Annotated in this window: 8 protein-coding genes; 2 read left to right on the top strand and 6 right to left on the bottom strand. The window is 45.2% G+C overall.

The genetic code is table 11. The annotated features are described in order from the left end of the window. Positions 1-11 precede the first annotated feature (11 nt). From EKN56_RS02580 to EKN56_RS02570, 3 genes are all read right to left on the bottom strand, one after another. A complete protein-coding gene (locus tag EKN56_RS02580) occupies positions 12-557 on the bottom strand; it encodes an antibiotic biosynthesis monooxygenase (protein ID WP_130593571.1) in 546 nt (181 codons plus the stop codon). Positions 558-610: 53 nt separating this feature from the next. Further along, positions 611-1,252: a hydrolase gene (locus tag EKN56_RS02575; protein ID WP_130590376.1), complete on the bottom strand. Its 642-nt coding sequence runs from the start codon at positions 1,250-1,252 to the stop codon at positions 611-613. A gap of 393 nt (positions 1,253-1,645) precedes the next feature. Beyond that, complete coding sequence (locus EKN56_RS02570) at positions 1,646-1,879, bottom strand: hypothetical protein (RefSeq protein WP_130590375.1); 234 nt, start codon at positions 1,877-1,879, stop codon at positions 1,646-1,648. A gap of 163 nt (positions 1,880-2,042) precedes the next feature. Between EKN56_RS02570 and EKN56_RS02565 the strand changes: the two genes are divergently transcribed. Beyond that, the gene (locus EKN56_RS02565) at positions 2,043-2,954 is read left to right on the top strand and encodes a LysR family transcriptional regulator (RefSeq protein ID WP_168189585.1); all 912 of its coding nucleotides are present in this window, start codon (positions 2,043-2,045) and stop codon (positions 2,952-2,954) included. Here EKN56_RS02565 and EKN56_RS02560 read toward each other — a convergent pair. The 3 genes from EKN56_RS02560 to EKN56_RS02550 form a co-directional block, all read right to left on the bottom strand. Continuing rightward, positions 2,951-5,449 (bottom strand): fimbria/pilus outer membrane usher protein, encoded by a 2,499-nt coding sequence (locus tag EKN56_RS02560; RefSeq protein WP_130590373.1) that lies wholly within the window; start codon positions 5,447-5,449, stop codon positions 2,951-2,953. The two genes, EKN56_RS02565 and EKN56_RS02560, sit on opposite strands and share 4 nt — an antisense overlap. 363 nt (positions 5,450-5,812) lie before the next feature. Then, on the bottom strand, positions 5,813-6,100 hold the full coding sequence (locus tag EKN56_RS02555; protein ID WP_130590372.1) for a helix-turn-helix domain-containing protein: 288 nt from the start codon (positions 6,098-6,100) through the stop codon (positions 5,813-5,815). Further along, positions 6,101-6,427 (bottom strand): hypothetical protein, encoded by a 327-nt coding sequence (locus EKN56_RS02550; RefSeq protein ID WP_130590371.1) that lies wholly within the window; start codon positions 6,425-6,427, stop codon positions 6,101-6,103. Between the two features lie 324 nt (positions 6,428-6,751). Here EKN56_RS02550 and EKN56_RS02545 point away from each other — a divergent pair, with 324 nt between their 5' ends. Beyond that, positions 6,752-12,754 carry an alpha-2-macroglobulin family protein gene (locus EKN56_RS02545; RefSeq protein ID WP_130590370.1) on the top strand — a complete coding sequence of 2,001 codons (6,003 nt, stop codon included), beginning with the start codon at positions 6,752-6,754 and terminating at the stop codon, positions 12,752-12,754. Positions 12,755-12,763: the final 9 nt, after the last annotated feature.

The raw sequence follows: 12,763 nt of genomic DNA, 5'->3' as shown, positions 1-12,763 counted from the left end.
CTTAATTACTCTTATCGGGCTTTTAGCCATCGAGCTAATATTCGTGTCATCATCGGCATCCAGAAATAGACCATTAATCCGGCGACGGTGGCATCATTCAGAAAGTGACCCAGCAGGGTTCCTTTCAGTTGAGGAAAGAGAAATCCCCATACCAAAGGAACAACCAGGGTTGATGGAAAAATAACCGCAATAGAAATAATAAACTGTTTCCATTGCGCAGGTTTACTTACTCCTGCCTGAGGCGGTGTAAACCAGAATTCAGCACCCGGCCGAACCTCTAATACATCGTCTCCGGCCAAAATTGGCTTTATATCTACCACTAACTGTTTCCGCTCGGCCGATTGAGTCCAGCGGTACAGGTTATCCAGTGAGTTAAAGCGAATTAACACCGTATAGGTTTCATCATCTCCGGATGGGCGTATTACGTTAACCCCCATATGACCTTCGAAATGCTGAGCAATGGGTATAATGCGCTGTAACCACTGTTCATAATCCAGTCGGTGAGTAGCATGTATTTTATGGGTAATGACCAGCGTTGCTGGCTCGGAATTCGCCATCATAAAGAGATTTCCCCGAGAAAAGGGATGGCGCAAAGCGCCATCCGGGTGCATCACTTAGTGCGAGGCGCGGCTTTGTGTACCAGCGTATAAGCGTAGTCCACGCCCATACCATAAGCACCACTGTGCTCACGTACTAAATCCATCACCGCGTCATAAGTCTCTTTACGGGCCCAGTCACGTTGATACTCCAGCAAAACTTGTTGCCAGGTCACCGGCACGGCACCAGCCTGAACCATACGATCAATAGCGCGTTCATGGGCATCGACGGAAGTACCGCCGGAAGTGTCTGTCACGACATAGACTTCAAAACCTTCTTTTAAGGCCATCAATGCAGGGAAAGTCAGGCAAACTTCAGTCCACAGGGCTGAAATGATCAGTTTTTTACGGCCGGTAGCTTTTACCGCTTCAACAAACGCCTTATCTTCCCATGAGTTCATGGAAGTACGTTCGATTGGCTTAATTTCCGGATGTACCGCTAATAGTTCAGGCCAGATATAACCGCTGAAACTTTCAGTCTCAACTGAGGTATAAATGGTCGGTACATTAAAGATTTTTCCCGCTTTGGCTAATGCGACAGTATTATTTTTCAACTGTTGGCGGTCGATGTTGGCAACACCAAAAGACATTTGTGGCTGATGATCGATAAAAATGAGAGTCGAATTTTTTGGATCGATAAGTTCGTGAATAGACATGTTCATACCTTTTTCAAGAAACAAAAATACATGCAGCACTATTAAGAATAGTGCCAAATATTAAGTTAGCCATAAATCAAGCAACGCTTTACAAAATAATAAATAACTACTGAAAACGTTGACCAGAATACGCTTTAAAAAAGAAAAAGGAATGACAAATATCGCCTAACACATGAGTTAGAAAATGAGAAAAATAGATATAACTTATTGTATTAATAGCTAATAAAAATAACTTTTATCACATTCAATCAACAGCCCTGAACAACAACATCAGCCTGACTGATGAATATTCTAGCAGCAAATAGATCAACAAAAACAAATGTAAACAAAAGGATAGAAAGCACATACAACCCTAATCGTTAAACATGCCTCTATCCTGTCGCCAGTCACTGATTAACATACAACAGCACTGACATTCATACCAAAGAAGTCATTACTGTATTTATTCTTATTCATTTGATATTTCTTTAATGCCGCTTCTGTTCCTTCAGATAATATATGAACATTAGAGACAACAAATCCCTGATAAAGTAATGAACTAATAACTTCACCGCACTCTTTATCTTCTAAACATTGAGGAACAATAACTTCATCTTTTAATAAAAAAACATAATGTTTATTATTCATATATCCTCCGCAATAGGTTATAAATGTTCCACCTGAATCCGGCTGTCAGTGGTAAGCTTGCTACCGGGTAATGTTTTCATCGCGATAAGTGGATTACAGCAAAACCATGCTGTTATTTATAATGAATAATTATCCTTCGGTGATAACCAACAGGAATGGAATAATGGAAATACGCCAGTTGCATGCATTTGTGGTGCTTGCGGAATCCCTGAGCTTCAGAGAAGCCGCACAAAAACTGTTTATCACTCAACCTGCATTAACCAAACAGATTAAAGCGCTGGAACAATCGCTGGGTGCTCCTCTATTTACCCGTGGCCGTCATGGAGCCCAACTATCATCGTTTGGTCAACAGCTGTATGAAAAAGCCAGAGGGCTGGTTGTCCAGGCACAAGAATTTAAACAGTTTGCTCAAGATAGTGCTCGCCAAATCAAGGGAAATCTGGCCATTGGCTATGGTTTATCCGGAATAAAGCTCGTTCCTCAGTTAACCGCTCAGTTCAAAAAACGCTACGACAGCATCAGCATTAAACTGGTAGATATGACCTCTTCAAAGCAGACAGAAGCGCTACTGGAAAATCAGTTACAGATAGGCTTCTTACGCCAGCCGGTACACTCAGGTTTAGAGTGCCGCACATTGTTAACGGAAAATTTGGTACTGCTGGTTAATCCTCGCTTTTATCCTTCAACCGAGATCAACGCGCAAAACTATGTTCAGCAGCTAAATAAGCTCCCTTTTATTCAAATAGCCACCGGATTTTGTGCCGGTTTCTCCCATCTTTCTCATCAAATTGAAAAATTTCTGCAAGCCAACAGCCTGTCACCTAAAGTGATTCAATATGTTGAGGATATGCAAACCATGCTGGCGTTGGTTTCTACCGGGATGGGGGTAGGAATATTTCAGGGCAGTGCCGTTCACATCGCTCCGGCAGATGTGGATATTATTCCGCTATCCGGTGAGCACGCCAGCTGGAGTATGGGAATGTGCTGGAATGCAAAATTTGCTAATCCCGTCAGGGATATCTTTATCAATATGGTGATGGAACAACAGAAATCGATCGTAATAGCTAACAGCTAGCTACAGGTCTGTTGCACCATGTGGATAACGCCCAGTGGAAGACCTTCTGGTAATCGATAGCTAACCCGGCAAGACTGCTGATGCTCCTTGCCCCACTGAACCAGCACATCACCATCCTGCTCCAGACCGCTCAGGAAAACTTGCCCTTCTTCCCCCACCAAACCGCTTTGGGGTTGTTCACCGTTTTCCAGCGTCGCCACTGCACCAAAAGGGACCGGCCCGCCTTCAGTGCGCAGTAATGTCATCAACACCCGATAACCAGGATGGGCATCAAATTCCGTAACAGCCACTGCCCCTCTGGTCGGAACGATGGTGCGTATCTGCTCGATAGATTGGTCATTTTCCACGTCCCCTGATGAGGCGAGTGATATCTGATTTCTTCGATAAGGCTGCACGCTGGGTAATACGCTATAGCCCCGGAAATCGGTATAGACTCCCGTTTGATTATTGACGTTAACATGATTGAAACCCGGTGCTTTAATTAATGCAATTGTCTCGCCCAACGGCTGAGACAGAGTGATGCCATCCTGATGTAAAACTACTCCACCCGCTACACCATAATTAAGTTTTTGGTTATGGTCATCATAGCTATAAGTCGTATTGGCTTCGCCATATCCCCCCTTGTAGGTCATCCCCAGATTACCGGTGGTATTACGATTGTTATGGTCGTAGCCGGTTTGTGCATTCCAAATCAGCTTATTCCCCTCTAATCCACTACCACTTAAGCCGGCATTTTGAGTAACGCCACCTTTTTTACTGTTGCTGATGGAGTAATTAGCGCTGGTCCCCGTGCGCCAACGATCCAGAGGAATGCTGATATTCAGCGCAGAAATCTGGTCACTATCGGTATAGGAGGTTCCACTGCTCGCACTGGTATTGCGGCTATAGGTATAATTCAGTCCAAAACGAATGCGATCCCAACTGAAGTTGTAGCCAATTCCGGCAGAAGCAGTACTGCTATTATTCCAGTAATCTTCATTAATAAAGCTGAGGGAAAGCGCGCCTTCGCCGACTTTTTGAGAAACTAAGGCTTCCTGACGGTTACGCTGGCGATTCTGATAACTTTTACTGTTGTTGTAACTCTCCAAAACGTCTGTCAGACCATAAAATCCATCAGTAGAGTAACGATATCCCGCCACCGTAACATTGGTGCCCGTTTGTAAAATGTTCTTGTTATAACGCGCCCGAAAAGAGTGACCCGTATAGTTTTGAATAAAATGTTCACCCTGTCTGAGAACAGATTTAGCCTGAGTCGCATCAATAGATAGCGCCCCAAAAATCCCCATGCTTTTACCAAAACCCGCCTGTAGCGCATGATATTTACTACCGGCAATCTGGCTACCGCCATAGGCCGTCATTCCCCAGGGCAACCCATAACTTCCGGTCAATTGAGTAAACACCGTTGCTTCAATGCTGTTGTTGTAAGAGCGATATTGCCCGGAGGTCAGGCTATATTTCATTACCCCCTCACGTAACAACATGGCTAATGAAGCATAAGGCACGATGAGGTGCTGTTCGCTTCCGTCCGCCTCTTTGATGGTGACGTCTAAGTCCCCTGAGCTACCGGTAGGATAAATATCATTAATTTCAAATGCCCCAGGGGTAACATGTGATTGATAAATCACATAACCATTCTGGCGAACTGTCACTTCAGCATTACTACGCGCGATCCCACGGACCACCGGAACATAACCGTTTAAACTATCGGTAACCATATCCTCATCAGACATAATCTGAATGCCACGAAATGCCACGCTATCAAAAAGTTCTGAAGGCGTATTACTCTCACCAATCGTCAGCTGACTTTTCAGCGAGTGGATATCCCGCATAACGTAACTATAAATGGATTCCCAACGCTTATCCCGATCGCTGCTGTTCCAGGTTGAATAATGACGAAAGCGCCATACACCAAGATTAATACCCGGCTGTAGGCTAATAAACTGTGAGTCCGCAGCGGAGTTTGAGCTGACGATGTTATGTACTCCGGCCAGACTATAATTGAGCAAAACGGCGTTAATACCATCATCCCAGCGATCGACGGGAACGTACCCGCTGGGTACATTGGTAATAGCCTCTGTGGGTAAACTGATATTTAAACGCTGGGCGCTAAATTGTAATACCGCGTTGGCCTGAGGTATGGCCGACAGATTCATGCATTGTTCTGTATTGGTTTCGTCTGACTGCAGTTGGGGATAAATGTTAACGTTAATTCCCAATTGTTTAAGATTTTCCAGACTAAAACAGGGCTGCAGACTGCGTTCACCTTCAGAGTTTTCACGCAGTTGAAAAGGGACATACCAGGTATCAATCATTTTGTCGTTAATATAGATATCGACATAGTATGTATCACCCGGCTGAAACCGGTGATGTGCTGGTGCATCCGCCTTATTTGAACTGGTCACTCCCCTGACCAGAAAAGCAGGGTTAAAGGTATCTTCTGCAAAAGTACGGGGTATAGGGCCGGTGGTTACAATGAGTAACAAAATAAAAGCCATAGCCCAATAGCTATAACGATACCTATAATATAACCATCTATTAATCCTTATTTTTCCACTCAAGACTCATATTCCCTGTCTGATAGAATTATTATTGTGATAATAATTCTTAATAAGATGCATTATAAATACGATACAATTAAATTGTTCCAGAAAATGATTTTCGATTCAATAACCAATTAACTCATATCATTTAAATTAACAACACTGTAATAGTTATATTAAATACAACACCTGAACAATATACAAAAAACAAACACTAACTGATAAATAGCATCTATTTTAATAAATAGATAAGTAGTATATTTAAATGAAAATAAATAGGTAAGTGCCTTATATAAGACACTTACTAAAATAATGAGCTTAATATTTAGCAGGCAAATGATTTAATTCAATTAACCGCCCTTTTCTCAAGGTAATATAGCCCCCAGTTTTTAAATCTGATAATACTTTCATAATATAACTGCGAGATAAATTAGTTCGTTCCTGAATAAATTCAGCAATATTAATGCTATAACGTTTTTCCTTCGGCAGCAGATTAAGCTGCAACAGCAAGTGACGAACCACCAGATATGAGCTTTTGGTATGGGCGTAGCTATCGCGCCACAAGAAAACGGCGTGATAGTACGACAACACTGCGATAACATCCAACTAACGATGTTCTTTTTCCACCACTTGAAAAAATGCACTACGTTCAACAAGTTCAATATCGCAAATGCTATTAGTACGCAAATAACAAAACCGTTGATAGGTTTCACTCATTGGCAAACCAATAAGTTGACGATTCTCACTTGAGAATAATAATAGATCGTCAGACTTTCTTCTTAACTCAGCTTCACCTTGATAAAAAATAATAATATCAGGCCCGTCACTAGGAATTATCACCCCTGGCTTAATAAGTTCTCTTTTTCCCATTCCTTGCACTAAGGACATCAGGCCAATAATGGTCTCTTCGGGTCTTTCTGGCATAGGAAGCATCACTATTTTCCCTGAGTAATGTATTCTTATTATGGGTACAATTAATAAACATCGTTATCCGAGTATGTCCAGGATAAATTTAACTGAATTGAATAGAATATAAAAGCGCTAAAAAACAGGTTAATTACTGTTCTATTTATCATTCTGATATCTAAATAACATTCAACGCTTATTGCCTTAGATTCCTTGCTGTGCCTCATATTTATACCATTAGCTACTATTGTGTGTGGTCATTCTGAGATAACATACCGACAAGAAACAGAATGGATCCTTACTCAGAAACACCACCCCACAATATTCAGCAGTATTTAAAGGATTATCTATATGGATTTACTACGGTTTATATTGCGGCTTCCCTTCACACTTCTGCGTGCTATTTGGTGGACTATCAGTGCCATCTTTCGCCTTGTCAGTAAGATTCTGTCCCCTGTTATCGGACGAGTTCACTGGCAATTACCACGCTGGTCCAAATTCATTGGGCAACTATTTACCGCTGCGGAAACCTGGGTAAATCGCCATCCGAAAGGGATATCTCTGGCTATTGTTTTGCTTGCCGCCGTGGGAGGAGCATCTGTTTATGGCTATCACTGGAACCTTAATCGTCCTAAGCCGATAGAACCGGCGCCGATGGTTTATCAACAAACCGATATTCGTGTGATATCCCCTCGCGCTTATGACTATTCATCGACCAAGCCTTCACCTCAGCGCATAACCTTGCGTTTTTCACACTCCTCAGCACCCATTACGCTGGTTGGCAAAACGCTGTCACAGGGCATCAGCATAACACCTGCAATAGAAGGTGAATGGAAATGGGAAGATGAAAGAACCCTGGCCTTTACGGCCAGCAAAATTTTGCCCATGGGTCAGAAGTACCAGATAAAACTGGATGCCGACAAACTGGTTGCCCCGCAAATTAAGCTGAATAACACCAGTTATGATTTCACTACCGAGCCCTTTAAGTATGGCCTGAATCAGGCTGAATTTTATCGCGATCCACAAGATCCACAGAAAAAAAGCGCCATTTTTACCGTGAGTTTTAATGCTCCGGTTGATGTGGTCAGTTTCGAAAAACAGCTCTCTCTGTCTCTGTTACCTTCCCAACCGCTGAAATATTCAGTGGTTTATGATGATAAAAAAATGAAGGCCTGGGTACACTCAGAGTCGCTGTCGCTGCCGGATAATGCTGGTCAGGTAAAACTGTTGGTTGGCAAAGGGGTCAAATCCACCGTTACCGCTAATCAGGTTGAGCAGGCTCAAAGTAATTTGGTTAATGTTCCTGGTCTGTATAGCTTGCAGCTAACCGGCGTCAATGCCGTATTAGTCGATACTGATAACGGTAAAAGTGCCAAAGCGCTGATTGTTGAAACTAACGATAGCGTTAACGATAAGGCCATCAAAAAGTCAGTCACCGCCTGGTTATTACCACAGCATAATCCGGAAGATGATAATCAGAATCTGAAACCAACCGATTTTTACGGCTGGAATCTGGAAATGGTTGATGAAAAGGTCATGGCGCAATCAAAAGCTTTGGCCCTCACCCTGAATGATACCGAGCAAGAAAATCAGTCTGTATTCAGTTTTGCGTTTGATGCACCGGCTAATCGTTCGCTGCTGGTAGAAGTTGAAAACAATATAACCTCTGCCGGAGGTTATAAGTTTAAACAGAAGCAGTATCGGATTATTACCGTACCGGATTACCCTAAAACTTTGCGCTTTATGTCTGAAGGTTCTCTGCTTTCAATGCACGGGGAAAAACATATCACCGTTGCCGCGCGCAATATGCCGGGATTACAACTGGACATTAAGCGGGTTATTCCCAGCCAGTTACAACACATCGTCTCATTTAAATACCGTGAGTTTAGCTCTGTTGATTTTCGTCGTTTAGACAGTGAATATTTTACCGAGCACTTTACTCACCAAACCGCGTTGAAAAACGATCAGCCGGGTGAAATTAACTATCAGGGCATCGACCTTTCCCGTTATCTGACCAACGACCCTAACGCTAAACGCGGTATTTTCCTGCTGACGCTTTCCCAATGGGATCCGGCGAAAAAAGCCAAAAAGGCAGACGCTGAATATGACGGTAACGATCCTGATGCGATAGAAGAACAGTCAGATGAAGAGCAGGAAGAAAATCCTACTCTGGACTCGCGCTTTGTTGTGGTTACCGATCTGGGCATTATCACCAAGAAGTCTCTGGACGGCTCACGTGATGTATTCGTTCAGTCTATTTACTCTGGTAGCCCGGTTAACGGCGCTAAAGTCTCGGTGGTGGGCAAAAATGGCGTTGTGCTGCTGAGCCAGACCACCAGCAACGATGGTCATGCGCGCTTCCCGTCACTAGAAGAGTTCCGCAATGAGCGTTCCCCGGTAATGTTCCTGGTTGAAAAAGAAGGCGATGTCTCCTTCCTGCCAACTACCGCTTATTACGACCGCGAGCTGGATTTCTCCCGCTTCGATATTTATGGCGAAGAAAACCCAACGGACCCAAGAACGTTAAACAGCTATCTGTTCTCCGATCGTGGCGTATACCGTCCGGGTGATACCTTTAATATTGGTTTAATTACCCGTACCGTTGACTGGAAAACGTCGGTGGAAGGTATTCCTCTGCGGGCAGAAATTCGCGATCCGCGCGATACAGTGATGAGCACCATTCCTCTAACGCTGGACAAAGCCGGATTTAACGAACTCAGCTACACCACCAGTGAGAACTCACCAACCGGAGACTGGAGCATCTATCTGTATCTGGTTGGCAAAGATAACAGCAGTTCCCGACTGCTAGGCAGCACCACGGTTAAAGTGAAAGAGTTTGAACCAGACAAACTAAAAGTTGAACTGAAGCTAACGCCAGACCGTCGTCAGGGCTGGGTTAAGCCACAAGAGTTAAAAGCGGCCATTAACGTACAAAACCTGTTTGGGACGCCGGCTCAGGATCGTCGTGTCACCTCCAAACTGACGTTACGCCCTATTTACCCAAGCTTCGGTCAATTTCCGGACTATATGTTCTATGAAAATCGCCACAGCGATGAAGGATTTGATACCGAACTTGAAGAGCAGACTACCGATAAAGAGGGTAACGCAGAGATTCCTTTAGGCATCAATTCCTATGCCGCTGCAACCTATCAACTACAGCTGGTTTCTGAAGCATTTGAAGCCGGTAGTGGACGCTCAGTCAGTGCCGCTGCACGGGTTATCGTTTCACCTTACGATTATCTGGTGGGCGTAAAAGCCGATGGCGATCTGGACTATATCCATCATAATGCGGCGCGCCATCTGAACATCATTGCAATTGATCCTCAGTTGGCCTCTATTCCGCTAACGGATGTCAAAGTGTCGCTGGTTGAGCAAAAGTATCTGTCGGTACTCACTAAACAAGACTCCGGTGTGTACAAATATCAGTCCAAACTGAAAGAAGAGACGATCTCTGAACAGCAGATGTCCATCGCAGCGCAGGGTTCTGACTTTATCCTCGATACCAGTAAGCCAGGAAGTTTTGTTCTGGTGATTAAAGATGCCAACGATAAAGTGCTTAATCGGGTTGACTACACGGTTGCAGGTAATGCCAATATTTCCCGCTCGCTGGACCGTGATGCTGAACTGAAGATGAAGCTGGACAAAGCACAGTACCTGCCGGGTGAAGAGATAGAAATTGCTATCAATGCGCCTTATACCGGTAGCGGTATCATTACTATCGAGCGCGACAAAGTGTATAGCTGGCAGTGGTTCCATTCGTCCACCACCAGTTCTATCCAGAAGATCCGCGTGCCGGCAGAGATGGAAGGCAACGGCTATATTAACGTGCAGTTTATCCGCGACATTAACTCTGATGAGATATTTATGAGCCCGCTGAGCTATGGCGTAATGCCGTTTAAAATCAGCCATCAGGCGCGTCAGGCAAAAATGACTATCGAATCGCCGAATGTGATTAAACCGGGCGAAACGCTGGCCATCAAAGTCACCACAGATTCGCCACAGCGCGTTGCGGTGTTTGCGGTTGATGAAGGTATCTTGCAGGTTGCCCGTTATCAGTTAAAAGATCCGTTGGATTACTTTTTCCGTAAACGTGTTCTCAGCGTTGAAAGTGCCCAGATATTGGATCTGATCCTGCCAGAGTTCAGTAAGATCATGTCCCTGACCTCAGCACCGGGCGGTGATGCAGGTGAGAGTGTTGATCTGCATCTTAATCCATTTAAACGTAAAAGAGATAAGCCAGTGGCTTACTGGTCCGGTATTACCGACGTTAACGGTGAAGTGACCTTTAACTATCCGGTACCTGACTACTTCAACGGCAAGATCCGGGTAATGGCGATTTCCGTTACTCCGGAACGCATTGGCCGGGCGATGAACTACACCACCGTGCGCGATGACTTTGTACTAACGCCAAATCTTCCCATGATGGTTTCTCCGGGAGATGAGTTTGATGTCAGTCTGGGCGTAGCCAATAACCTGACCGACCTCAATGGTGCCAAAGCCGATTTGAAAGTGTCAATTACCCCACCGCCTCAGCTACAAGTGGTCGGTGAAGCAGAACGGGTATTAACACTGGCAGAGAAGCAGGAAGGGTTGGTTACTTTCCGCCTGCGCGCTCAGGATAACCTCGGTAATGCCTCCGTGGTGTTTAAAGCAGCCTATGGTGATAAGTCCGCTCAGCGCACGGTTAGTCTCTCTCTGCGCCCTGCAATGCCATACCGTACACAAACCGTTATGGGTCGTATGGATGGTTCACAACAGAGTGTGAAAGATATTCGTCAGATGTTCCCGGCATTCGCCCAGCGCGATGCCAGCGTAAGCCATTCACCGTTAGTGTTGACTAACGGCCTGGCGAAATACCTGATCGATTATCCGAATAGTTGCTCTGAGCAGATCATCAGCCGGGCAGTTCCACTGCTGTTCCAGAATAACCATCCGGAAATGAAAGGCACTTTGAGCCAGACTGAAGTACGCGACCAAATTAAGCAAACCCTGACGGTACTGCTATCACGGCAGAATAACCGGGGAGCCATTGGTGAATGGCGTTCAACGCCAAATCCTGATGCGTTTATTACTCCTTATGCTGTGCAATATATGCTGGAAGCAAAAGCGGCTGATTATCCGGTTCCTGAAGCACTACTGAAGTCAGCTAACCTTTACCTGCGCAGTCTGGCTGCAAATGACGCTTTCCGCAGTCTTAGCGAATTGCGTTTACGCGCCTTTGCCGCTTACCTGCTCACCAGACAGGGCGAGATCACCACCAATGAGTTAGCGGCAATTCAGAGCCGGTTACAAAATAACTATCCAGAACGTTGGCAGCAGGACCTGAGCGCGCTATATCTGGCGAGTGCTTATAAGATGCTGAAAATGGACCAGCAGGCTGAACAGTTACTACAACCAACCTGGAAGCTGCTCAGCAATGCTTATGATAAAGCCTGGTGGACACAAAGCTATCTGGATCCGCTGGTTCAGGACAGCACGCGTCTGTATCTGATCACCCGCCACTTCCCGGAAAAAGCGGCACAGATTCCTCCGCAACTGCTGGAGAATATGGTATTGACGCTAAAAGCAGAACGTTACACAACGCTCTCTTCTGCCATGAGTATTTTAGCTCTGGAACAATACTCGGCCTTAGTCGCGACCAATACCGATGGCGCGAATGGATTGACCATCAGTACCAGAACAGGTCAGGAGGGTACAGCACCACAAGTGGCCTCTACCCTGATGGGCTTTATTGCTAAAGCGCAGTTTGCTGAAGGTACCAAAGAGATCCTGTTTGATAACCCGGCTAAGGCACCGGCCTGGTATGTGGTTACGCAATCAGGTTATGACTTACAGGCACCAAAAGAGGCTATCACCCGTGGGTTAGAAATCACCCGCGATTATACCGATGAAAAAGGCCAGCCGGTGACTCAGATCACTCTGGGGCAAAATCTGTATGTCCACCTGAAAATTCGGTCCAACTCAGCAGAAGGCCTGGATAATCTGGCGATTGTCGATTTACTACCGGGTGGGTTTGAAGTAGTACAACAAACGCCACAGGCTTCAAACGGTGAAGAGGAGAGTGAAAGCACTAACGATGTATGGCTATCGCCAATCAGCGTAAGTGGCTCCAGCTGGCAGCCGGAATACAGCGACATCCGGGAAGATCGCGTGCTGATTTATGGTAGAGCAACCAATAAAGTACAGGAATTCATCTATCAGATTAAGCCAACCAATACCGGCGTCTTTACTGTTCCACCGGCTTATGGTGAAGCGATGTACGATCGTGAAGTTCAGGCGCTTTCCGTTGGCGGCACTACGCTGACGGTTACGCCACCGGCGGCAGAAAACGCCGTCAGTCAGCCCTCACAGTAAGAGGATTAA

The organism is Limnobaculum zhutongyuii (assembly GCF_004295645.1).
Classification (GTDB): domain Bacteria; phylum Pseudomonadota; class Gammaproteobacteria; order Enterobacterales; family Enterobacteriaceae; genus Limnobaculum; species Limnobaculum zhutongyuii.
Note: the sequence above shows the minus strand (reverse complement) of the source record. Positions and strands in the feature narration are given on the sequence as shown.